Genomic DNA, 24,496 nt, shown 5'->3' on the forward strand with positions numbered 1-24,496 from the left:
TAATCATCGTTGTTCTTTTAGTTTTTACTGTAGGCTTTTTCATCATAGGGTCTGCTGCATATTATCACTATTGCAGCATACGTAAACGCCCGCTAACATGAATCCGGATATCTCTAAATACGAGCATCTGAAACGTACCGAATACTTTGTCCCTTCGGATAAAGGTTTGAATCTTGCTGCCTACCTATATCAAAACACGGATGAAGTAAAAGATGGGTCAAAACCTCTTGTGGTTCTTTCGCATGGACTCGGTTTAGGCGGACACATCCTCTATATTGATGTTATTGATATTCTGGTCAACAACGGTTACCGTGTTTTTACTTATGATGCTACGGGCTGTGACAACTCAGAAGGGAAAGGTATTTATAGCTATGCGCAGGGGCTGAAAGATCTGGACACGGTTCTGACCTTTGTAAAGATGCAAGACGAATTTAGAGGGATTCCGATACTGCTTTGGGGTCATAGCTGGGGTGCGTATAATTCCTGCGCAGTTGCTCAAAACCATACTGAAGTCATCGGAATCGCGGCTCTTTCAGGATATAACAAGATGACACAGCCCATTGCCTGTAACGGTGTATCAGGGAAAATCTTTTACCCCTATATCACACTGTTTAATCGTCTAATCTCAGGTAGAATAGCGAATGTGACCGCCATAGAGAGTCTAAAGATGTCTCGGGCAAAAGTATTCATTGCCCATGGCACAAAGGATAAGATGATTAGCGCGAATATTGGCTATAATGATTTTTACAAAGCTTTCAAAGAGGATGAACGCTTTACGCTCACATGCCTGCAAAACAGACAACATATGAACATTTATTGCGATGATAAAACAGCGAAGTACAGGGCTTCTTTTGAAAAAGGGATGGATTTATCTGGCTACGCTGAAGCGGATCGGGAAATGTGGTACGGTGCGGATTCTGATTTGATGCGGCAGATTCTGAACTTCTATGCCGATTGTTCGGCTAATTACGAATGCAGCAAGTAAAAGTTGAAGCATAAAGTAATCTTTGTCACAATTCGGCAGAAACCAACATGAAGGAGTGATTTATATGAAAAGCAAAAAATGTGATTTTGATGAAGTGTTTGACCGCGCTTCGAACAGCAAGGAGCTTATGCACAATAAAGATTTACTAAAAGAGATAGGGAGTTTAAACCTTGACGTTCCTCATGAGGTTATGCAGCGGATAGAGAGTGATATTGAGCAAAGTGAAAACCAGCCTAAAATCAGTGTGAATGGCCTAAACAAAGCACTTATGAGCGTTGCTCCAGAGTACAAGGGCAGAATGCGGCTTTCTGTTATTTTTGCCTGCCTTGGGGAGATTTTTAGTTTCGCCTCCTATTTCTTTAGTGCTTACGCTGCCGGTTGGCTTATAAAAAGTGCCGGCGGCAATCCGACCGGTTTTGATGAACTTTTGAAATATGCTTTGCTCGCCATGGGTTCATTATTGCTTTACTTTACACTTACCGGATTCAGCACAATCATTTCACATAAAACATCCTTTTCCATACTTGAAAAACTTAGACAGACTCTATTTGAAAAACTGAAGGTGATTCCAATGGGATACCTGGTGGATAATCCGGTCGGTAAGATCAAGGTGATTATTATGGATCGAGTTGCGGATATGGAAGATTGGGTAGCCCATCTCATGCCGGAGCTGCCAAGCCGTCTTTTACATCCAATACTTTGTGTGATTATTTTGTTTTTCTTGGATTGGCGTATAGGCTTATCAATTTTCGCTCCACTGCCTGTTGTTTTTATAGGGATGGCGACGATGATGTACAAATACCGCAGCAGGATGGCTGTCTGGCTATCAAGCTATGCCAATGTTGCGGATAGAAGTGCTGAATATGTTCGTGGAATCCCTGTCATCAAAGCTTTTGCACAAGATAAGGTTTCTTACGGAAAATTTGCAGATGCAGTGAAATTCTATCATTTCTCCACAATGAAGTGGTGGAAGCAAAGCTGGTTTGGCAAAGCCTTAATGACTGCAGCAATGATGACGCCGCAGATAGTGAGTATGCCATTAGCTTTTTATTTATATGGGAACGGACAAATAGGCATCGAAACCCTACTTTTATCACTTATCCTGCCGATTGCCATTCTTCCGCAGGCTTATGCGATCATGATGAGTTTTGAACTCTTTCAGATGGCATCCAATACCTGGGTGTCTATACAAGAACTGCTTGATATGCCTGCCCAAAAACGCCCTGATGCTGGCAATAGAGTGGCTATCGACAAAAATAAAGGAATTAAATTAGACGATATAAGCTTTTCTTATCACGATGGAACTGAAGTATTGCACCATATCTCCTTTGAAACCAAGCCTGGCGAAGTAACCGCACTTGTAGGTCCTTCCGGCGGAGGGAAATCTACGATTGCAAAACTTTTGGCGGGTTTTTGGGATCAGTCGTCAGGTGAAATTTCTCTTGGCGGCGTGGATACGAGGAATATCTCGTTTAATCAGCTTGCTGAAGAGGTTTCTTTCGTTTCTCAAGATAACTTCCTGTTCGATGTAAGTATCAGGGATAATATTCGTCTCGGCAAGCCGAGCGCGACGGAAGAGGAGATTATTACGGCGGCAAAGGCTGCGCATTGTCATGAGTTCATCATGGAGCTGCCTGACGGGTACGATACCAAAGCAGGCGAAGCTGGCGGTGCAATGTCGGGCGGTGAACGCCAACGAATAACGCTTGCCAGAGCTATCTTGAAGCCCGCTTCAACCATTATTTTAGATGAGGCAACCGCTTATGCCGATCCGGAGAATGAAGCGCTTATTCAAGAAGCAATATCTCATCTTGTAAAGGGAAAAAATCTTGTGATCGTCGCGCATAGGTTGAATACCATCAAGCAGGCACATCAAATCATTTTAATTGATAAAGGTCAAATTATAGCCAAGGGCAGACATGATGATCTGATGAAAGAACCACTCTATGCAAGTCTGTGGAAACAATATTTAGGGGAGGAATAAGAGATGAAGTTTATCAGATTGTCGTTTAAATTAGCGGGACAGTATAAAAACCGCCTGAAAGCGGGAATATTCCTTATTTTTCTGCAAAACGCTTCCATGTTATTTGGCTTTTTCGCTCTCTTTCTTGCATTTGGTTGGATGAATGAGACTACCGACAGCCATATTTGGACGATTTTCGGCGTGCTGTTTGCTTCTTTCCTTTTCAATTTTCTGACAGGTTGGGCGAAAAGCGGTCTTAGCGATGGTGTTTTCTTTGGTATTTTCAAGGATTACCGACTTGCAGTCGGCGAAAAGCTTAAAAAAGCTCCTATGGGATATTTTGCCGAACAGAGTCTTTCAAGAATTATGGCGGCTTTTACTAATGTCATGAAAAGTCTTGAAAACTACTCGTCAATGAGTATTGACTTTGCCGTTTCCGGCATTTCAATATCCTTTTTCCTCTTGATTGGTATGTTTGGCGTAAATACTAAAATCGGAATTTTAACCTTAATTTGTTTAACTCTGATTTGGCTCTGTGTGTTTACTATGATAAATCAAGCAAAGAAAGAGATTGTCCGGGAACACGCTGCAATTACCAAGGTGGGTGACGCCCTTGTTGACAGCATTAGCGGTATTCCCGTGCTTCGCAGTTTTCCATTTGCGGATACGGGTGTTGTAGAAGAAATACATTCTAAATTGAAGAATGCTTCTGAGGAGCTCAGACTTTCTCAGGTACATTTTGAGATAGTTTTTGTTATTTGTTCAAGAATTTTTACGACCGTCATCAATCTTTCGAGCCTGCTTGTCACACTCTTTTCCTGTTATCTTTACACTAAGGGAGAGGTTTTATTGCCACAAGCACTCACCGTTTCGGCGGCAGGCTTTATGATTTTCGGAGGTCTAAAGCAGCTTGAAAATGCGGCAATACTGATGGTAAAAAACCCTGCCAACATGCAGTATTTGGACGAGGTTTTAGATATCCCTGAAATAAGCGACGGTACTTTGGAAGCCGTAAGAAATCAAGACATTGTATTTAACAAGGTAAGCTTTAGTTACGATAAGAGAAATCCGATTCTAAAAGATATATCATTCACTATTCCTCAAGGCTCAAAGACAGCAATAGTAGGACCCTCCGGCTCTGGGAAAACCACCATTATCAATTTGATATCCCGTTTTTATGACGTTGACAGCGGTGAAATCAGATTGGGAAACAGGAATGTACGGGATTATAAAGTCGAAAGTCTGCTTAAAAATCTCTCCCTTGTTTTTCAGGATGTATATCTTTTCCAAGATACCATTGAGAACAATATCCGCTTTGCAAATCCAAAAGCAAGCCATGAAGAAGTGGTGGAAGCTGCTAAAAAGGCGCGTTGTCATAATTTTATTATGGAACTTCCTGATGGCTATAACACCATGGTCGGCGAGGGGGGAAGCTCCCTTTCCGGCGGAGAAAAGCAGCGGGTTTCCATTGCCAGAGCATTACTTAAAAATGCACCGATCATCCTTTTGGATGAAGCGACCAGCTCGGTCGATCCTGAAAATGAATATGAGATTCTGGCGGCTATCGAAGAATTGTCAAAAGGGCATACAGTAATTTCCATAGCTCACAGACTTTCTACTGTGAGAAAAGCCGATCAAATCTTAGTGATTGATGACGGCAAATTAGTGCAAGAGGGTAAACATAGCGATCTGATAAACATGGAAGGTATTTACTCAATGTTCATCAAGGCAAGAGAACGAGCAGCCAACTGGAAATTATAAAAATGATAAATTTTTCCTGCAAACCATAACCAATTGTTGGGTTTGGTAATTAATAGCTTTTTCAAGAACGTACAGATTATTTTTAAAGCGACTAAGAACAAAATGATATGATACTCCATAAGTAGACACGGTAAATAACCAAAAGTACTTATGGAGGTTTTTTTATGGCAAAATCACCACATACTCCAGAATTTAGAGCAAAGGTTTCACAAGAATATCTTTATGGTTTAGGTTCATATCCTTTTTTATCAAGTAAATATAATATTGGACTTAAAACATTACAGTCTTGGGTCGCAAAGTATAAACTTTATGGTATATTAGCTTTTCAAAAAGCTACAGGTAATAAAAAATATACTTGCGAATTTAAAACAATGTGCGTTGAAGCAGTTTTATCTTGAGATGGAAGCGTTGATGATATAACAGCAAAATATAATATCTCTTCACGTTCTGTTTTAAGAAGTTGGATTTTGAAGTATAATGCTAATATAAAGCTCAATGATTATGATCCTAAAGCAGAGGTATATATGGCAAATTCAAGAAGAAAAACAACAATCGAAGAACGCAAAGAAATAGTTAAATATTGCATAGAAAATAATAAGAACTACAAGCAAACAGCAAGCTTGTACGATGTTTAATATAGCCAAGTTTATACATAGGTTAAGAAGTATGATGTAGATGCAGAAGAAGCATTAATAGATAAAAGAGGACATCATAAAACAGATGAACAAGTAGATGAAATTGAAAAACTTCGTCGTGAAAATTCAAGACTAAAGAAGCAACTTGAAGAAAAGGACATGTTGGTAGAACTGTTAAAAAAAAAGTGAAAGAATTAGAAGGGATGTGAGGCTGGGCAAACAAAGATATGAAAACAAGTATATGGCGATAAAATACTTCAACGATAACAAATCATGGAGTATAAAATGGATGTGCAATAATTTGAACATTGCAAGAGCTTCATACTACAAATGGCTCCATAGACAAATACCTGCTCAAGAACAAGAAAATATTAAATTAGCAGGATTAATCAAAGAATATGATGAAAGATTTAATCACATATTAGGATATAGAAGGATGGCCTCTTGGATAAACCATTTCAATCACACAAATTACAGCAAAAATAGAGTCCATAGAATAATGAAAAAATTAGGAATACATTCCTTAATCAGCAAAGAAAAGAAAAAAGTATAAAAATACTACAGCACAAGCAGTGTCAGAAAATATACTACAAAGAAATTTCTATGCTCCAGCCCCTAATCAAAAATGGGCAACAGATGTAACAGAATTCAAGATACCAGGAGAAAAGAAGAAATTGTATTTAAGTGCAATAATTGATTTGTATGATAGGTATCCAGTAGCCTACGTAATAAGTTGTAGAAATGATAACAACTTAGTGTTTAGAACGTTTGATAAAGCAATAAAAGACAATCAAGATGCAAAACCAATATTTCATAGTGATAGAGGATTCCAATATACAAGTAGAGAATTTCAAAGAAAACTCAAAGACCAAGAAATGCAGTAATCAATGTCAAGAGTAGGACATTGCATTGATAACGGACCAGTAGAAGGATTATTGGGAATAATAAAGTCACAAATGTATCAAATGTACGAAATAACAGATGAAAAATCTTTAAGATATGAGATTAAAGACTATATTAGATTTTATGCACAAGAAAGGCTTCAAGATAGATTCAACTGCAAGACACCATTAGAAGTTAGAACAGAGGCTCTATATACAAGTAAACCAATTGGATATCCAATACCAGAAAATAATAGAATATTAAAATACAAAGAAAAATGGACAGCATAAAAAAACTAGCACACAGTTTATTGTCGTGTGGTAGTTCAATAAATTTTTTTAGATATTTAACCTGTCTACTTGACAAGGTGCATATCACTATGGTAGGTGGATGTCTTTACTTTTTGTATAGTTTTTAAGATATTTCATATTATTGTATAGTAGCAAATGTATGAAATTTTTCATATAACTTGATATTATCTTTTATATAGTGTAAAATATTAAAGATTGATTTATGTGATAATAGATATTATCGTGGGTGTATAATCTTAAATGCAATTATTTTTGAGTTTATAAAGGTAGGAAAAACTTTGTCTGAAAGTAACAACAAAGCTGTAAAGACTGTAAGCTACATATTTATAATAACATTTTTGGGTAAGATTTTAGCCTTGGTAAGAGATATATTTTTGGCAAATCAGTATGGCACGAGTATGTATTCCAATGCTTTTTTGACTGCCAGTAGGATACCAAGGGTGCTTTTTGATGCAATATTTGCATCTGCTATCACGTCTAGCTTTATACCGATATTTAATAAAAGTATGAATAAAGAGGGAGAGCAAAAGGCATTCGAGTTCTCAGATGTTTTTATCAGCTGTATATCAATTTTTATGACAGCTATTATGATACTTTGTTTTATTTTTGCAAGACAAATTACGTCATTTTTTGCGGACGGTTTTGACGAACAAACCTTAAATCTAAGTATTAAATTGTTATATATATTACTTCCTACGATGATATGCACAGGACTTGCTTTTTCATTCACAGGGATACTACAGTCCATGGATGAATTTTTAATTCCTGCATCAATTAGTGTGGTTTTCAATTTAGTAATCATTTCATATTATTTCACTTTAAACCGTTTCTTTGGCATTTTCGGTTTAGCTGTATTTTATCTGATTGGCTGGATAATGCAGGTTTTAATACAAGTGCCATCTCTAAAGCGGATAGGATACAAATATAATTTTAAACCGCAGTTTGATCATCCATATTTTAGGGAAACTCTATTTTTAATGATACCGGTAATGGTGAGTACATGGGTACAGCCATTTAATATAATGATAAATGCAAAGTACGCATCTAGGCTTTATTTTGGAGCTGGGGTTTCAGCAATTGAGTTTGCAAACAATCTATATACAATGTTGGTTGGCGTTATCGCAATATCTGTAATGAACTTTATGTTTCCAAAGATTTCTATGATGGTTCAAAAAAATGAGGAGCAAAAGTTTAAAGATGCGGTTAGTGATACATCGCTTAGTACACTTTTTTTAGTGATACCTTTGATGTTTGGGGTTATGAGTCTGAGCGCTTCGCTTATATCGCTTATTTATGGCGGAAATAAATTTGATTCAAATTCTGTAAATATAACTTCAACTGCACTGTATTATTTTTCCTTAGGTATGCCGGGTTATTGTCTGCAAGCTATTTTTTCCAAGGTATATTTTGCTAAGGAAAATGGAAAAGTGCCAATGATTGCAGCTATTGTTGCTATAGCGGTAAACTATGTATTATGTATAATTTTGGTCGAGCCATTTGCAATAGGTGGAGTTGCACTTGCCTCTTCTATTTCTGTAACAGTAAACGCATTGATATTATTGATGTTTATGCAAAGAGATAGCATAAAATTGCTTGACAAGGATTTTTTGTCAGAAATTATTAAGATGGTGCTTGCGTCTGCTGTTATGTATATTATGATTAAGCTGGTCGGCTTGATTTTTGGGATTAGCTCTTCAAGCAGATTAATGATGCTTGTTAAAATTGGTATTCAATTTGTAGTTGGGGTTATAACTTATTTTATAATTGTCTTTATTTTAAAGACTAAACAGACAAAATTCATAAAAGACTTATTAAACTCAAAACTAAACAAAAATAGAGGTTCTAAATGAAATTAAATAAGATTTATGTTGTGATACTGCTACTTACTATTGTAAGCTCAATGTTTGTAGTATATAAAAGGACAGTGGTCGAGTCACCATACAAAACCTATGAAACAGTGATGGACTACGAAGATGTAAAAAACTTTGCAGATGCCACCGAAAGTGACCCTATAGATGTCGCTAAGGATTTTATGGATGTGGGTGTTAATTCATTTGCAATAAATGAAAACACTATCAGTTCGCTTAAAATCAATCAGAATTATGACATATCAGTCAATTATCATGGATTGGATATGTATATAACCGGTGACAAAAGTATATTAAATTATATCAAAAACGGCATAGCTGACGTTGCTAGTAGGCAAAGAAATTTGTACTTTAAAGACGACAATACGCTAGTTATAGAGGGAAGGTTATCAGATTTTTCTTATGGTAGCTATGATATTTTAAGGGACTATTCTGCAAAAAGGATAGGTCAAGACCGTAAAGTACAATCCATATTTGAAAATGTCGGTTTAGGTTTCACTGATAGTGAATTGGAAAAATTAAAGGCAAATGACATTCCTTTTAATTTAAGACCTGTTTATACTGAATTAGTGCAGGACTCAAAAAAAACAATAGACAGATATTTTGCCTATGTAAGAGAGTTTGTCAAAAATCCAAGTTTACTTATATTTAGTGGTAGAGAATTACTTGGTGGCGAAAAGGGTGTAGATTATTTAGCTCAAAAAATCAAGGAAACGGATATTATTCCGGTGACCATTGAAACCAGCGAGCAAGATGGCAATACAGATTTGCCAGGCATTAAAAAGCTGGCAAAATTGATAAATTATAAATTTACAAGACTTTTTTCCACCTTTACTTATATACAAGATAGATACGATTACAAAATACCGGGTCATCACAATGGTCAAGAAATAATGAACTCTTATTATAGAGCTATTACAGAAAGAAATATAAGGGTGATTTATTTTAAAGTATTTCGACCAAAAAATGGTGCAGTAATTACTGATATGAATTTATATAAGGTAAGATTTGATGAGTTAAATGCTAGATTAGCCGGTTACCATGGTATTTATCCGGTAGGTAAGGGGTTATCTGTAAATACTATGCCTTATATGGAAACTGGTAAGCTTATGCAGATGCTTGCTATGATAGGTGTAATAGCAAGTGGCTTGATAGTATTCGATAATATTTTTAAGAACACTACTAAATTTCAATATTCTATTTTAATATTGGGAATATTGGGAGTAGTGGCTGTTTCTAGGACATCTCAGTTTAGAACCTTAAATGTTTTATTTGGTCTTATAAGCACTATTACATTCTCATCATTGGCTGTTACAGTGCTGTTAAATGAAGTTAAAAAGGCAGAGATAATAAAAAGACATTTTGAAGATGGTACATTTATCCAGTTTTTACACGCATCTAAGGTTTTATTTTATGTTATGTGTATAAGTCTTTGCGGCACGTTATTTTTAGCTACACTATACGGCAATAGTGAGTATATGCTTGAATTTTCTAAGTTTTCAGGTGTAAAAATATCTCAGCTTACTCCGCTTATTATCATCGTATTATCATATTTAAGCATAATTGGTTTTTCGAAGTATTACGATAAAAATAAATCTATGATGGAGCAGGTAAAGCTCTTTTCAGGTTCATATATAAAGGTATGGCAGGCAGCTATTGTATTTATAATGCTTGCTGCATTAGCTATGATGCTTTTAAGAAGTGGACATAGCAATACGAATGTAGAGCCATCGTCTACAGAAATTCTTATGCGTAATGTCTTTGAGTTTGTATTCCCTGCAAGACCAAGAAACAAGGCAATCTATGTTGGCTATCCGGCGCTGCTTGCAATGATGATGTTTGCATATAAAAATAAATATAAAGTTATATATCCAATTCTTGCATTAGCTGCAACAATTGGGCAAACTGATATTTTAAATACATTTTCTCACATTAGAACTCCTTATATATTGTCACTAAAAAGAGTTGCAATAGAGTATGTGTTTGCTGTATTATTAACATTTGTTGTAGTATTAATTGTCCACTTGATATATACTTTTTACAGAAAAAGGAATTTAAAATAATGAGCAATATTTTGTTATCCGGATATTATGGTTACAATAATGCCGGAGACGAAGCCATCCTAAAATCTATAATAAATAATATAAAACAAATAGATAAAGATGCTGTTATTACAGTTTTGTCTGACAATGTGGAATTTACAAAGAAAAAATATTCCATAAATGCTACAAAAAGATTTAATCCGTTTAGCATACTAGCCTCACTATTAAGCTGTGATATTTTAATAAGTGGAGGCGGCACACTATTTCAAGATAAGACCAGCACTAGGTCGCTAGTGTATTACACAAGTATAATTAATTTTGCAAAATTCTTTGGCAAAAAAGTTATGATTTATGCAAATGGTATTGGCCCTTTAAATAAACCTAAAAATAGGAAAAGAGTAAAAAAAGCCATAGAAAATGCGGACATAATTACATTAAGAGACCAAGAGGCTTTAGATACAGTAAAGTCTCTTGGAGTTGACCGCAAAAATATATATCTTACAACAGACCCGGTATTTTGCTTGCAAGAGGATGAAAGTGGCTCAGTAAATGAAATTTTAGAAAAATCGGGGATTTCAATAGGTGACAGGTTTGTGGTATTATCTGTCAGAAATTGGGAGAATAAGGGGAAATTTATTGATATTTTTGCAAAAACTGCTGACTACATAAATACGAAATATAAGCAAAAGGTAATTTTTCTTCCGTTGCAGTTTCCGCATGACGTCAGCGTGATAAAAGAAATCCAGTCAAAAATGCAAAGTAAGTCCGTAATCATACAAGATATTTCTCCAATGCAAATGATGTCTATTATTAAAAAGGCTGACTATGTATTTGCTATGAGACTGCACGCATTGATATTTGCTGCAAATATGGGGACGCCGATGATTTCTTACAGCTATGACTCAAAGGTCGACAACCTTATGAACCAAATAAAAATGCCTTATAACTGTAGCTTAGAAAAAAGCACGTTACAAGACATTTTAGATACGATAGATAAAGTTGAAAATAATTTATCGGGCATAAAAGAAGATTTAATTGAAAATACAAGGCTAATAAAACAAAAATCACAAGAAAATCTTGATTTCATGAAACAAATATTTAGTTTATAATTAAGCGTTAAATTTTGAATTTAAAAAATATTTTTTAGGGGGACTAATGTTTAATTTTGATAAAGTTACTATAGATAGACTTTCAAAAACAGATTTATTAGCAATCATTCAAGCACTTGATTATACCTATGAGCATAAAAATATCGAGCAGTTTAAGATATTAAAGGACTCTATACTTGAAGATATGTGTAAAATCTCCGGTATAAATGACCAAGATGAGCTTATAAAAGTTCTAATGAAATAAGTTTTTAACGCTTTAATGAGATGTTTTAATTTAATATATTTTTAAAATCCTCAGCAATTTTTTTAGCAGTAGCTTTTGAATTTACATTCATATAGTTTTTTTCAAATTTTACCTTTGGTATGTTGTAATTGATATCATAATATTTTAAGCAGAGGTCTTTTAACAAACTATCGAAATCGCCATTATCAATATAATTATAATATTTTTGCATTCTTTCACTTGATATATATTTTTCCAGCTTTTTGATAAATTCTTTCATAAGAGAGTTATCATTTCCAAAGTCGGGGAGATATATATTTTTTATTTCATTAATTCTAAAATCAATATCAGCGTCAATATATATTTTTATGCCGTCATTCATTTTATCGAGTAATCGTTTTGGTACAGTGACTTTTCCTATTTTTGAAGACTCTCCCTCTACAAAAACATAGGAGTTTTCATATTTTTTTAAGTCATCAAATAAAAGAGAGTCAAATTTTTTCTGAGAAAACTGTTCATTTTTGCCTATATTACCAAGTAAAGAGCCTCTATGGTTAGCATATCCCTCTAGGTCTAGGATTTTAAATCCAAGTGAGGATAATTCTTTGAGTATGGAAGTTTTTCCAGTACCGGTAAAGCCGTATAAGGTTATAGGCTTAACAGAGTCAATAAGCCTTGGGAGATTATTGATAATATAATTTCTATAGTATTTGTATCCTCCTTGCAATTTATAAACTCTTTCGTCAAGGGCATTTAATACAGATACTATAGAGTTACTCCTATAACCACCTCTAGAGCAAAAAAAGTACAAATTTTCATATTGTTTTTTTAACTCTTGAATTTGTTTAAACATTTCGGGAAGTCTTTTGCTTACAGCATCTACTCCAAGCATTTTTGCTTTTTCGACATCACCATTTACATATAAAGTGCCGATTTGAGCTCTTTCATTGTCTAACAAAGTAGGTATGTTTATAGCTCCGCTGATTGTAGATTTTTTATATTCACTTGGCGTTCTGCAATCTATATATATTTTAGATTTTTTGCCCTTAAGAGTTTCTTCATAGGTAGGATTTTTTTGCATATAATTCTCCAATTTGCTTAGATATTTAAATATATTTGTTAATTTATTTTAATACTATATAATATAATTAGTCAAATTTGTTAATTTATTTTAATACTATATAATATAATTAGTCAAATTTGTTAATTTTTTTGATTTTATAGGGAGTTTAGGGTAGTGTCAAGTTTTTTGTGTAAACTCTTTTAAATTTCTTGTAAAAATAAATGGTCTTTTGAGAAAATGTACCTTGTCTATCCCTTGGAATTTTAAGGATAAGTTCGCCAAACTCGATTTTAAAAGTCCTGTGATAGTAACCATTTCTAGAATTAGCGTTATTGTAGGCTGAAACATCATAAGGTTCGTAACCAAGAAAAGCAGTTGTTTGTGTTTCTAAAAGCATATTCATAGAATCTTCAAGCTGTTTACGAAAAATTTCATCAATATTTATTGCTTGTGATAGCGCAGTTATTAATTCTGTATTAAAATTAGTCATGAGGACCTCCATCTTCTTGAAAATTTTTATTTGGTAACTTAATTTTACAAATTATGGTCCTCTTTTTCTATACTAAGGAACAAATTTTCAGTTTACACATAATATTTTACACTATGCGTATAAAAAGTGTATTTATATAACAAAGCTTTAAAGATACGGCTGAATAATGTCGATTTTTTATATTGTAATTGCGGGAAAATTTTGATATAATATTATTGAAAATGATTATCAATATAATCGAGGAGGTATTAAGAGATGAAGAAAAGAGCGTTGGCTCTGATTTTATGTATTATGATGATTTTTAATCTGACTACTGCATTTGCAAATGGCGAGGTTGATGCAGCCAGTAAAGATATAAAATTAACTTTGACAGCTGAGGACAAAAGCAGCATGGAGATATCAATAGAACCGGAAACCATAGCAAAAGATATATCTGGGGTAAAAACTGATACAGTTTTTGAGCATAAAAAGATAACTTATAAAGGTGGTATTGGATGGACACAAGGTAAAAGCTACTGCGTTTCAGATGGCAAACTCTACATTGATCCGATTAGAAATAAACACACTTTGACTTTGAAATTAAATTCAGGGGAAGAGCTACATTTTATTCGGAAGGATAAAAATTTTGAAAGGATTGACTTGGCTCATCCGCCCAAGGGCAAACTACATATCAAGCTTGAGGGATATTTTGAAGGGGCTCTTGTAGGTCAAAGAAAGTATGATGCGGTAAGCGCTGCTACTGGAACGACAAGTGATAACAAAAACTCGAACATCAAGGTCTATGGACAAATTACAGACGAGAATAAAGGACCTATCCCGGGAGCTTGGAAGGAGCTTTCCAAGTCGGATATAGAAGTGGACAAGGGACGCACAAAGATTATACTAGATGAAAAATCTGGTATGAAGCCTAGCTATAATGCGGGAGATTCTTCTATAACTCTTGCCGGAGAACCCAAAAATGTTGGAGACTATCCAGTAAAGGTAGAGCTTGTAGACATCTATGGCAGAACGGCCAGCAGCAATGAAGCCTGGTTTTCTGTTTCGGATATAGAAACAACTTATCTTGACAAGGTAATGAAAGATGTAAATACAAGACTTAAAACAACTGCAAATGGCAAGGTCCTCTTTAATCAAGAACCTTGGTATATTGCTTATTTCAATGAAAATAATAAGGGAGAGGGTCAAGAATATATAGTACCCAAAAATATAAATCTATGGCAAGGCTCACATGAAAGTGGAACTTATGGACAATTGGGTCTGATTTTTAATTTGAGCGATAATCCTAGAAGAGAAAAGTTTGAGTACAAACCGGATGAGGATAGGATTCCTATCCAAAATTTTGTTTTGCAAGAGGGAAGCGACTTGACTCTTGTTAATATGAAAGTTTTTTCTGGAGTGAATATAATCGTCAACAAGGGTGCGATTTTAAATATACATGATTCTTCAATTTACGGAAAGATTACAGTTAATGGCGGAAGGCTCAGGGTAAATTATGATCCTGATGGAAAATTCCAAGGAGAATTTGGAAAACCGTCTGATACAAAAGTGGTCTCGGGTTCATCAATTCAAGGTCAAATCATATTAAATGATGGAGCCGTATTGGAAAGCTCCTACATCTATTCTAATACAAACAACTTGACAGATGTCAATAAGGCTGTCAAGAACACAAGACCTGTTGTACTTGTAAAGGGCAAGGCCTTTATAAGAGGAAATGTCTTTGTAAAAGGAGATGAATCTCCAACAGGAAGCGAATCCAATGGTAGGCCTTATAGAGGACAAACTGGGGTAGAGGTTGACGGAGGATCTCTTACAATTTTAGAAAATTCAAATCTCTATACCTATGGAGGAGGAACATCTGCCACAACATCAAGAGGAGGAAATGCCCTAGTCTTAAAAAATGGCGGTAAGATTCTCGGCGACGGAGGACTTGTTGCCTTGGGAGGCACAGGCCATAGTGGAGAAGGTGGATATGCAGTTTGTGGAGAAGGAACAATTTCTAGCAAGATTGCATATTTAAGAGCTGGAAATGGAAGTGATGTTAGTCCGGCAACAGAAAATGGTGTAAAGATAACCAAGAATGTCATAGGAAAGGTTGAGGCTGGCAAAAAAGGCAGTGGAAAAATTGCTGAAGAATACCCTGAGTACTGGGGCCATAGTTCAGTGCCTAAGAAGTTAGATGAGAATACGATTGGAGAAGCTCTCATAAACCCATCTGGTGAAGAAGGTATTAATGGTGAACAAGCACCTATTTTTGAAGATGCAAAACCGGGTCAAAAAATAAAAAGAGTTGAGTTTACAACAAATACATTCCACCAAAAATCAATTCAAGTAGCACAAAAAAGTGACGATTCTAAGGCTTGGATAAAGAAGCTTGAAAATAAACAGGGCATTGTATCCTTGGGTTCTGAAAAAATTGAAATGCTAGATAAAGAGGTGGAAGGACGAAAAGGCTACAAGGTTGAAGGAAGCTTTTTATACATCTATGGTCTAAATGTAGGTGATAAGGTTGATATAAAGGTTGATGGCTATGTGCCAGTGAGCCTAAAGGCAGTTGCAAGAGAAGATGTAGAAAATATGTATAGGCTTGAAATATTTTCTAAAGAACCGGAAGAAAAGCCTTACATCCCAGAAGAAGAATTAGACATATCTAATGAAAATGTTGCACGTGCAAAAGAATATATAAAAAATCTAAAGTTTGATAAAGATGCCTTAAAGCAAGACGGAGTTAATACAGGAAGAAATTCCTCAACCATAAAGGACTTGACAAAAAGCATTGAAAGGGCAAAAGAACTAGCATCTAAAGAGAATCTCAGTCCAGATGAAAAGAAAGAATTAGTTTTGATTCATAAAAATAAATTTGAAAACAAGACTAAAAATATCCTAATAGATATGGATTTGGAAGATGATAAAGTTGTTGCCAATAGACACGACAACAAGAGGCTACATGCCAAAATAAAAAATGGCAAGGTGACTTATTCATCTGAACTAGCATCTATATCAAAGCAGACCTATCCAAAACTCACAGTTTATAGAATTGACAAGACTGAATATGAAACAGATGTAGTAACAGGAGCGACTCCTAAATTTGAAAATAATGAGTTGGATGGCAAATACTATGACATCAAAAGGGTCTTGCCAGAAAATCAAGTAAGAAGTGCTCAAAGTAGCAAGTATGAAATAAGCTTCAACGAAGCAGAAATAAAAAAAGACTTTCCAAATGCTCATTTGCTAAAAATTGTATTTTCGGTAAAACTTGCAGATGATATTTTCGTAAAAAGTACAGATTATGTATTTTTGAGTGATACAAAAGCTGTTGAAAAAGAAGATGATAATGACAACATCGTAAGTGAACAAGACCCAACAAAAGAAAATAACAAAAATATCGTAAGTGAACAGGACCCAACAAAAGAAAATAACAAAAACGAAGGCCCTAAAGACAAGAATGATCAAAACAAAGGTCACTATGAATATATAAGTACAAGAAGGCATGTGCCGGTAAAGGTAAAAAGTTCCGAAAAATCTGTTGTCAAACCTTACATTGAAGGATATGCAGACGGACTTTTTAGACCTAATCTTGCAGTTACAAGAGCAGAAGCTGCTCAGATGATTTTAAAATTGCAAAAAGCAACAGCGTCTAAGAACAAGCTAGATTTTGATGATGTAAAAGACGCTTGGTATAATGAGGCTCTTAACTATACCTATTCAAAGAGTATGATTCTTGCAAAAGATGGCAAACTAAGACCGGATGATAAGATGACAAGAGCAGAATTTGTCAGGATGATTTTCCCACTTCTTCCACAAAAATCGACAGAGGAAGCATTCACAGATATAAGAGGTCACGAGTTTGAAGAAGCCATATTAAGAGCCACTGCAAATGGAATTGTAAAGGGCTATCCTGACAAGACCTTTAGACCGGATGGCAAGGTTACAAGAGCAGAAGCTGTTGCTATGCTAAATCGCCTTTACAAGAAGACTTTGACAGCAGATGAAATCGAAAAGAATATGTTCAAGCTAAAGACTTTTGAAGATGTAAAAAAATCTCATTGGGCATATAAAGAAATTATGTCTGCCATGAACTATGAGTTTGTAAAATCTGCCGGAGATGATAGCTACACATACGAAATGAGACATGAAGAAGTATGGGATAGGGTATGGGTAGAAGATTCTGTAAAAAAAGAAAAGAAACCGGAAATCAAGAAGGAATTTATAGCCAAAAATTTGACAGATAAAAATTCTAAGATTACTTTAAAAGGCAAGCTATCCAAGGACGCCAAGCTTGAAATAAAAGATAAGAGTGAATTGAAGGCTGGCAAGGTGCAAATCACAGTGCCAGAAAGCATTTTAAAAGACTACAGGAATTTAAAGGCAAAAGAAGGGAAGACCTATGAAATCATAAAGTCCTATGATGTGAAACTAATAGGAGATTATCAAGGAAAACTTCAAGTTAGTCTAGCTGTGGGCGATGAATATAATGGCAAAAATGCCCTTATAAAACACCTATCAAAAGACGGACTAAAGAGCTATACAGATGTAGTAAAAGAAGGCAAGGTTGAAGTCGAAGTAGATGGACTATCGCCATTCGTTGTCATAATTGAAAAAGATAAGATAAACCAAGGAATGCTTGATTTGAAACACAGCCTAAATGAGAAACTTGATGCTGCATCGAAAAAAGATAAGCTCAAGTTTACTAAAAAGTCCTTCGACATCCTTGAAAAGGAAATTAAAAAAGCTAAAACTCTTAAAGATTCTAAAGATAAAGAAGCTATCAAGCAAGAAATAGCAAGCCTTGAAAGAGCAATAAAGGGCTTGCAAAAACTTGGCGATATAGACGATTTACAGAAAAAATTAAATGCCGCATGGAAAAAGATAGAAGACGAGTCCTATACACAAGAAAGTAGAGAAAAGTTAAAAAGCTTCTTAGGAAAATTTGCAGACTACGATTTTGACAATGCAACTGAAGAAATTGTCGAAAAAGAATTAAAAGCAATCGCTGATGAAGTTGGAAAGCTTGTAAAAAAACCAGTGGTGGAAGAAGTTGCACTTGAAATAGACAAGACAAATGGAACAGTCGATCATGCAAAGGCAGTTATAGGAAAAACTTTTAAAGACGCTACAACTTCTACTGGACTTTATGAGTTTGAAGAACCAAGCATAAGTGGCAAAAAATTCCTAGGCTGGAAAATAAATGGAGAAGGAGAAACTTTTACAAGCGAAAATCTAAAGAACCAGACTATTAAAAAAGAAATGGTAAAGGAAGGCAAGATAAGATTAGTTGCTCAATTTGAAAACGTAACTCTACCAGCAGTAGAAAAAAAGAATGTTAAATTAACAGAAGAGAAAAAGCCTAAGGCAATAGGCGTAGATGGAACTGACGCTGATACTATTGCTTGGCTTTCAAAGTTGAAGAAACAAAATGGCAGTATCAGCAAGTATCCTAGTGGAGAAAAACTGGATAAGGTTAGCTCAAGCTCATATGCATTGGGATATTATGTATATTCTGGACGATCATTAGGAATAGCGAATGCAAAAGTAGGCGATATATTTAAGGTAGAGGTAGAAGGCTATAAGGACATCTTTTTGAAGGCAGAAGAATTTGGTTCAAGCTACCACTTGGTTCAAATAGATAATCCACAAGCACAAAAAGAAGATCCACCCAAGCTCCAATTAAAAACAGTGGTTTTTGAAAACTCAGAAAATCTAAAAATAGTGTTAAAAAAAGACCACGAAAACAGCGGGATTTGGCTAGACACTCTTGATACTAAGGGCAAGGTTGAAAAATTGGAAGGAAACACTTATGTAGATTTTCCTAAAGAAAATCTTAAATTTTACAACAAGAATTCAAAAAAATCCTTGACTATATACAATTTGAAGATTGGGGATATAGTAAAGATATCTGTCGAAGGCTTTGAAGATGTTTACTTACAAGCGGAACAATACGGAAGTAGTTATAAATTAAAGCAGGTTAAAAATCCACAAGCAAGTGGAAACGAAGAAGACACCCCTTCACAGGAACCTAAACCAAATCAAAAACCTAAAATAGGGCCCCCTTTAAATAGACAGCTAAATATTTTAAGCAATGAGTCTCCAGATGAAAATACTATGAAATGGTATAAAAAGCTTTATGACGAAGGCGAAGTTTTATTAAATGGAACTACCATGGAAAAGATTGAAGAATTTGGAACGGAAAAGGGTTACTATCTAAATCCACCAGATAAAGCAGTTAGAATAAAATTCAGGAAACTGAGCAAGGATGATATAATCACACTTAAAGTGCCCGGTTGGGAAGATATTAGATTTAAAGTGGTAGACTTAATCTCTTATTTAGGTCCTAATGGAGAAAAAGAAGCTGAATTTACAGAACTAAAACCTGGAGAAAATTAAAAAAAGATAAAATAAAACATAGTCTTAGAAGCTCTTAATTAGGGAACTATTTTCTTAAAACGCAATCGGCATTAAGGTATTGACCTTTATGCCGATTTTTATATGCTAATTTTCTCTGAAAAATCCCAATAAAACTAAATAGTTTGTTTCTTTAATACTAACTTACATAAGAAAATGTAGTATTAGTTTTAATTATAAAAATTTTTGCATGAGGTAGTAGCATAAATTTTTTTTAATATGTATGCTACAATTTTCAAAGTAATTTAGTATAATTAGTCAAAATTTTTAATTTTTTTGATTTTATATGGAGTTTAGGCTCAAAAATCAATTTAAAAAAACTACGAAGTATGATATAATATCTTAATTAATATGTAAACCTTAGGGAGAATATTATGCAAAGAAAAAGGCGTTTAGGAGATATACTTGTAGAGTCGGGAGCAATAACCCAAAGTCAACTGGAAAAGGCACTTGCAGTTCAAAAAAAGACTAGAATGAAATTGGGGGAAACTCTTGTAGAAGAAAAAATACTGACTGAAGAAAAACTGCTTAAAGTTTTGGAGTATCAGCTAGGCATACCATATCTTAATTTAAATGAAATGCAGGTAGATAAAAAGGCAGTAAACCTGATAAACAGGACTATTGCTAAAAAATACAATGTAATACCGGTTAAAATGCAAAAGGGCAAACTGATTTTAGCCATGTCAGACCCGTTGGATATATTGGCGATAGATGACGTAAGGCTAATTTCAGGGATGGATGTAGATGTTGCCATTGCATCAAAAGCGGATATACAAAAAGCAATAAATGCTAATTACAGCACATCAGAGGTTGCGTCAAAGGCTGCAAAGGAATTTAGCGAAGAAATGAAACAAAACACTGTAGCTCAACAACAAGCTGATGAAGAAGATGCCGGAGTAACCAATGCTCCTATGGTTAGACTGGTCAATTCTATAATAGCTCAAGCCGCAACATTAAATGCCAGCGATATACATATAGAACCATTTGAAAACCTTGTAAGAATTCGTTATAGAATTGACGGAGATTTGCAAGAGGTTATGACTCCTGATAAAAATACGCATCTTGCGATAGTTACTAGGATTAAAATCATGGGGAAAATGGATATAGCAGAAAGACGTATACCACAAGACGGCAGAATAGAGACGACCGTTGATGGTAGGCTGGTTGACCTGCGTATATCAATACTACCTACTGTTTATGGTGAAAAGGTCGTAATAAGGCTATTATATAGAGACAGCATAAACGTAAGCAAGGCAGACTTAGGCTTTACAGACTATAACTTGCAACTATTCGACAAAATAATAAAAGCACCGGAGGGTATTATATTAGTTACAGGACCAACCGGTTCAGGTAAGTCTACTACGCTTTATACAGTTTTAAGAGAATTAAACGATATCAAAAAGAATATAATCACTGTAGAAGACCCGGTAGAATACAGACTTAGCGGGGTAAATCAGGTACAGGTAAATGCAAAAGCAGGACTTACCTTTGCTAGCGGACTTAGGTCAATACTGAGACAGGACCCGGATATAGTAATGGTTGGGGAAATAAGAGATAATGAAACAGTAGAAATAGCAATACGTGCATCTATTACAGGACACTTAGTATTATCCACTCTCCATACAAATGATACAGCATCTACAGTCTCAAGACTTGAGGATATGGGAGTAGAACCTTTTATGGTATCAACCTCAGTAGTTGGTATTATTGCTCAAAGACTGGTAAAAAGATTGTGTCCGAAATGCAAAAAAGAACATTTAACTACTCCTGATGAAATGAAAATGCTTAAGATTACTGAGCCAATTCAGATTTATGAGCCGGTTGGGTGCAATTATTGCTCAAATACAGGGTATTCCGGCAGAATAGCTATTCACGAAATCATGGTATTAGATAGAGAAGTAAAAAGTCTTATAAATAACAGAGCCAGCGTGGAAGAAATAAAACAAAAATGTATACAAAAGGGCATGAAAACACTTAATATGACAGCTGGAGAATTAGTTGTGCAAGGTATTACGTCCTTAGAGCAAATGCTAAAGGTAACTTATAGTGTTGATGAAATTTAAAAGGATTTAAAAAGGATTGGCAAATGCTAAAATTAAATAGTGACAACCAAATTGACCAAATTATAAAACAACAAAATATACAATCCAAGTACAATATAAACGGCATATTAAAAATGGCAGTGGATTTAAAAGCATCAGATGTGCATATCACTGTAGCAGCTCCGCCATATGTAAGGATAAATGGGAAACTTGTACCAATGATAAAGGATACCTTAAGACTTGAGGACTCCTATGACTTAGTAAAGCAAGTATTAAATGAGTCTCAGTTTGAATATTTAAGAGAAAATGGAGAAATAGACCTATCATATTCAGTGCCTGACGTTGGAAGATTTAGAGTAAATGCCTTTAAACAAAGAGGCAGCTATTGTATGGTTTTAAGACTTATAAGCTTTCAAGCTCCTACTATGCAAAGCCTTGGATTACCGGAAAACTTTAAAAATCTTTGTGCATTAAGAAGAGGCTTGATATTAGTTACCGGACCAACGGGGTCGGGAAAATCAACTACACTTGCATCAATGGTGTCTTATATGAACAAGACGAGAAATGACCATATTGTAACTATAGAAGACCCGATAGAGTTTTTGCATAAGCATGGGAGCTGTATAGTAAATCAAAGAGAAGTTGGAATAGATACAAAATCCTTTGCAAACGCCTTAAAATCGTCTTTGCGTGAGGACCCCGATATTATATTGGTAGGAGAAATGAGAGACCAAGAAACTATTGCAACAGCAATCACTGCTGCCGAAACCGGACACTTGGTGCTAACAACCCTACATACAATAGGTGCAACAAAGACTATAGACAGAATTGTTGATAGTTTTCCTCCACATCAACAACAGCAAATAAAAATACAGCTTGCGGGTATGATAGAGGCGGTTATTTCACAGCAGTTACTGCCTACAATTGATGGAAAATCAAGAGTAATTGCATTAGAAGTTATGACAGCCACTCCTGCGATTAGGAATTTAATTAGAGAGGGAAAGACACATCAATTACAAACAATTTTGCAGACAGGCTCAAAATATGGTATGATTACAATGGATAAGAGTATAATTAACCTTTATAGAGAAAGAAAAATTTCTATGGATACAGCTATTAAATTTGCAGTAGACCAAGAATACATTATGAAAGAGTTGGGGGTGTAGTTATTGGCAGAGTTTACTTATAAAGAAATTACAAAGCAAGGTACTGTAGTAGAAGGTAAGCAAGAGGCAGCTACAAAGGATGAAGTGATTGCAGCTATCAGAAGTAGAGGCTCAAGCCCAATACAAGTAAATGCAATTGAAGAAGGCTCAAAAAATATTAATATAAGCTTTGGTCAAGGAAAGCCAAAGTCAAAAGTGCTTTCCATATTTTCAAAGCAGCTTTATGTACTGTTAAACGCAGGTATGCCATTATTAAACAGCATTGAGGCATTGGAAAAACAGACTGAAAACAAAATGCTAAAAGACGCCTTAGCTGATATCAATGTTCAGTTACAAAAGGGTGCAATATTTTCAGCTGCATTGGATAAGCATCCAAATGTTTTTCCTCAATTGTTTAGGTCAATGGTAAAGTCGGGGGAAATGAGCGGTAATATTGATGGAGTGCTTGACAATTTATCAACTCACTACCAAAAAGATGCGGCACTAAGTAGTCAGATTAAAGGTGCAATGATGTACCCTATAGTAATATCTATTTTTGCCATAGGAGTAGTAGTCTTACTGGTAGTTAAGCTGATACCTATGTTTAAATCACTATTTGAAGGTAAAGAATTACCAGCAATTACACAGTTTATGCTTGATTTAAGCAATTTATTAATTACAAAATGGTGGCTAATAATACTAGTAGTAATAGGTATAGGTGTAGCATTTTCAGCCTATAAGGCATCACCTCAGGGCAGATTGAGTTTGGACAAGCTTAAAATAAATATGCCAGGTTTAGGTAAATATATAAAAATTATAATCACATCAAGATTTGCATCTACATTAGCGGTGCTAATCTCCAGTGGTATACCAATACTTCAAGCGATAGGCTCTGCAGCTGCGGTTACAAATAATAAAGTAGTAGAGCTAAAGATGCAAGACGCAGTAGAGAACATCAAAAAAGGTATACCTATGTCAACGGAATTTGAAAAACTAAATGTATTTCCTCCTATGATGATATCTATGATAAAAGTAGGAGAAGAATCAGGTGCTATAGATAGTATGCTACTCAAGACCTCAGAATTTTACGAAGAAGAATTAGAGGCAGCAGTCAAAAAAATGACATCACTTATGGAGCCTGTTATGATAATTTTCTTTGGCGTTGTAGTAGCTGTAGTGCTATTATCCATTTACCTACCTATGTTTGAAATGTCAACATCAGGTGTAGGTTAAAAATCTTGGAGGATAAATATGTTTGAATATGAAAATGAGAAGGTTGTAATATCTAAATCAGCAATACAAACAATAGTAAGACTTGCGATTGAAGAAGTAAAAAGCGTTGCAAACTTTTCAAAAAGTATTAATAGAAATGAGAAATTATACAATCTGAAAATAAGCGAAAACGTGGTAAGTGTAAACGTATTTGCAGCATTTTATTATGGATACAATCTAAAAGAAGAAATAGAAAAACTGCAAGATAATATAAAAAATTCTATTGAAACCATGTTGGGCATGGAGGTAGATAGAGTAAATGTTTATGTGTACGATTTAATTATTAACCAGGAGCACTAATAAAAT

Annotated in this window: 19 protein-coding genes; 17 read left to right on the top strand and 2 right to left on the bottom strand. The window is 34.9% G+C overall.

The window, feature by feature from the left end:
• Positions 1-97: 97 nt before the first annotated feature.
• From BBG48_RS01400 to BBG48_RS01450, 12 genes are all read left to right on the top strand, one after another.
• Positions 98-985: an alpha/beta hydrolase gene (locus BBG48_RS01400; protein ID WP_068912181.1), complete on the top strand. Its 888-nt coding sequence runs from the start codon at positions 98-100 to the stop codon at positions 983-985.
• Positions 986-1,049: 64 nt separating this feature from the next.
• Entirely contained in the window at positions 1,050-2,969 is a 1,920-nt protein-coding gene (locus BBG48_RS01405) for an ABC transporter ATP-binding protein (protein WP_068912183.1), read from the top strand.
• Between the two features lie 3 nt (positions 2,970-2,972).
• On the top strand, positions 2,973-4,709 hold the full coding sequence (locus BBG48_RS01410) for an ABC transporter ATP-binding protein (protein WP_068912184.1): 1,737 nt from the start codon (positions 2,973-2,975) through the stop codon (positions 4,707-4,709).
• A 164-nt stretch (positions 4,710-4,873) separates the two neighbouring features.
• A complete protein-coding gene (locus BBG48_RS11210) occupies positions 4,874-5,107 on the top strand; it encodes a helix-turn-helix domain-containing protein (protein ID WP_243446723.1) in 234 nt (77 codons plus the stop codon).
• Between the two features lie 69 nt (positions 5,108-5,176).
• Positions 5,177-5,344 carry a hypothetical protein gene (locus tag BBG48_RS11215; protein ID WP_243122980.1) on the top strand — a complete coding sequence of 56 codons (168 nt, stop codon included), beginning with the start codon at positions 5,177-5,179 and terminating at the stop codon, positions 5,342-5,344.
• A 205-nt stretch (positions 5,345-5,549) separates the two neighbouring features.
• Positions 5,550-5,897, top strand: coding sequence for an IS3 family transposase (locus BBG48_RS01420; protein WP_094754369.1), 348 nt, complete (start codon positions 5,550-5,552; stop codon positions 5,895-5,897).
• A 19-nt stretch (positions 5,898-5,916) separates the two neighbouring features.
• Positions 5,917-6,228: a DDE-type integrase/transposase/recombinase gene (locus tag BBG48_RS01425; RefSeq protein ID WP_094754370.1), complete on the top strand. Its 312-nt coding sequence runs from the start codon at positions 5,917-5,919 to the stop codon at positions 6,226-6,228.
• A 3-nt stretch (positions 6,229-6,231) separates the two neighbouring features.
• A complete protein-coding gene (locus tag BBG48_RS01430) occupies positions 6,232-6,516 on the top strand; it encodes an IS3 family transposase (protein WP_094754371.1) in 285 nt (94 codons plus the stop codon).
• Between the two features lie 299 nt (positions 6,517-6,815).
• Complete coding sequence (murJ, locus tag BBG48_RS01435) at positions 6,816-8,387, top strand: murein biosynthesis integral membrane protein MurJ (protein ID WP_068912186.1); 1,572 nt, start codon at positions 6,816-6,818, stop codon at positions 8,385-8,387.
• Positions 8,384-10,468, top strand: a complete 2,085-nt coding sequence (locus BBG48_RS01440) for a DUF5693 family protein (RefSeq protein WP_068912188.1) — start codon at positions 8,384-8,386, stop codon at positions 10,466-10,468. The genes murJ and BBG48_RS01440 overlap by 4 nt, the downstream gene beginning before the upstream one ends.
• Entirely contained in the window at positions 10,468-11,556 is a 1,089-nt protein-coding gene (csaB, locus tag BBG48_RS01445) for a polysaccharide pyruvyl transferase CsaB (protein WP_068912189.1), read from the top strand. Before BBG48_RS01440 ends, csaB begins: the two co-directional genes overlap by 1 nt.
• 46 nt (positions 11,557-11,602) lie before the next feature.
• Positions 11,603-11,800, top strand: coding sequence for a hypothetical protein (locus BBG48_RS01450; RefSeq protein WP_068912191.1), 198 nt, complete (start codon positions 11,603-11,605; stop codon positions 11,798-11,800).
• A gap of 25 nt (positions 11,801-11,825) precedes the next feature.
• Here the strand turns inward: BBG48_RS01450 and mnmH are convergent, their stop codons facing one another.
• Together mnmH and BBG48_RS01460 are read right to left on the bottom strand one after the other, a co-directional pair.
• Positions 11,826-12,860 (bottom strand): tRNA 2-selenouridine(34) synthase MnmH, encoded by a 1,035-nt coding sequence (gene mnmH, locus BBG48_RS01455; RefSeq protein ID WP_068912193.1) that lies wholly within the window; start codon positions 12,858-12,860, stop codon positions 11,826-11,828.
• A 148-nt stretch (positions 12,861-13,008) separates the two neighbouring features.
• Entirely contained in the window at positions 13,009-13,332 is a 324-nt protein-coding gene (locus BBG48_RS01460; RefSeq protein ID WP_158527888.1) for a transposase, read from the bottom strand.
• Between the two features lie 255 nt (positions 13,333-13,587).
• Here BBG48_RS01460 and BBG48_RS01465 point away from each other — a divergent pair, with 255 nt between their 5' ends.
• The 5 genes from BBG48_RS01465 (at position 13,588) to BBG48_RS01485 (ending at position 24,490) form a co-directional block, all read left to right on the top strand.
• Positions 13,588-19,713, top strand: a complete 6,126-nt coding sequence (locus BBG48_RS01465; protein ID WP_068912196.1) for an S-layer homology domain-containing protein — start codon at positions 13,588-13,590, stop codon at positions 19,711-19,713.
• A 392-nt stretch (positions 19,714-20,105) separates the two neighbouring features.
• Positions 20,106-21,794, top strand: coding sequence for a GspE/PulE family protein (locus BBG48_RS01470; RefSeq protein ID WP_243446724.1), 1,689 nt, complete (start codon positions 20,106-20,108; stop codon positions 21,792-21,794).
• Positions 21,795-21,817: 23 nt separating this feature from the next.
• Entirely contained in the window at positions 21,818-22,939 is a 1,122-nt protein-coding gene (locus tag BBG48_RS01475) for a type IV pilus twitching motility protein PilT (RefSeq protein ID WP_068913802.1), read from the top strand.
• Between the two features lie 3 nt (positions 22,940-22,942).
• Positions 22,943-24,151, top strand: a complete 1,209-nt coding sequence (locus BBG48_RS01480) for a type II secretion system F family protein (RefSeq protein WP_068913800.1) — start codon at positions 22,943-22,945, stop codon at positions 24,149-24,151.
• An 18-nt stretch (positions 24,152-24,169) separates the two neighbouring features.
• Positions 24,170-24,490, top strand: coding sequence for an Asp23/Gls24 family envelope stress response protein (locus tag BBG48_RS01485; RefSeq protein WP_068913799.1), 321 nt, complete (start codon positions 24,170-24,172; stop codon positions 24,488-24,490).
• Positions 24,491-24,496 lie beyond the last annotated feature (6 nt).

The sequence above is a fragment of the Criibacterium bergeronii genome, assembly GCF_001693775.2.
Lineage (GTDB): Bacteria > Bacillota > Clostridia > Peptostreptococcales > Filifactoraceae > Peptoanaerobacter > Peptoanaerobacter bergeronii.

Coding starts and splice junctions, on each gene's coding strand:
- BBG48_RS01400 (WP_068912181.1), top strand. CDS start 98: ATGAATCCGGATATCTCTAAATACGAGCATCTGAAACGTACCGAATAC.
- BBG48_RS01430 (WP_094754371.1), top strand. CDS start 6,232: ATGTCAAGAGTAGGACATTGCATTGATAACGGACCAGTAGAAGGATTA.
- BBG48_RS01470 (WP_243446724.1), top strand. CDS start 20,106: ATGCAAAGAAAAAGGCGTTTAGGAGATATACTTGTAGAGTCGGGAGCA.
- BBG48_RS01405 (WP_068912183.1), top strand. CDS start 1,050: ATGAAAAGCAAAAAATGTGATTTTGATGAAGTGTTTGACCGCGCTTCG.
- BBG48_RS01460 (WP_158527888.1), bottom strand. CDS start 13,332: ATGACTAATTTTAATACAGAATTAATAACTGCGCTATCACAAGCAATA.
- BBG48_RS01440 (WP_068912188.1), top strand. CDS start 8,384: ATGAAATTAAATAAGATTTATGTTGTGATACTGCTACTTACTATTGTA.
- csaB (WP_068912189.1), top strand. CDS start 10,468: ATGAGCAATATTTTGTTATCCGGATATTATGGTTACAATAATGCCGGA.
- BBG48_RS11210 (WP_243446723.1), top strand. CDS start 4,874: ATGGCAAAATCACCACATACTCCAGAATTTAGAGCAAAGGTTTCACAA.
- BBG48_RS01475 (WP_068913802.1), top strand. CDS start 21,818: ATGCTAAAATTAAATAGTGACAACCAAATTGACCAAATTATAAAACAA.
- BBG48_RS01410 (WP_068912184.1), top strand. CDS start 2,973: ATGAAGTTTATCAGATTGTCGTTTAAATTAGCGGGACAGTATAAAAAC.
- BBG48_RS01465 (WP_068912196.1), top strand. CDS start 13,588: ATGAAGAAAAGAGCGTTGGCTCTGATTTTATGTATTATGATGATTTTT.
- BBG48_RS01485 (WP_068913799.1), top strand. CDS start 24,170: ATGTTTGAATATGAAAATGAGAAGGTTGTAATATCTAAATCAGCAATA.
- BBG48_RS01450 (WP_068912191.1), top strand. CDS start 11,603: ATGTTTAATTTTGATAAAGTTACTATAGATAGACTTTCAAAAACAGAT.
- mnmH (WP_068912193.1), bottom strand. CDS start 12,860: ATGCAAAAAAATCCTACCTATGAAGAAACTCTTAAGGGCAAAAAATCT.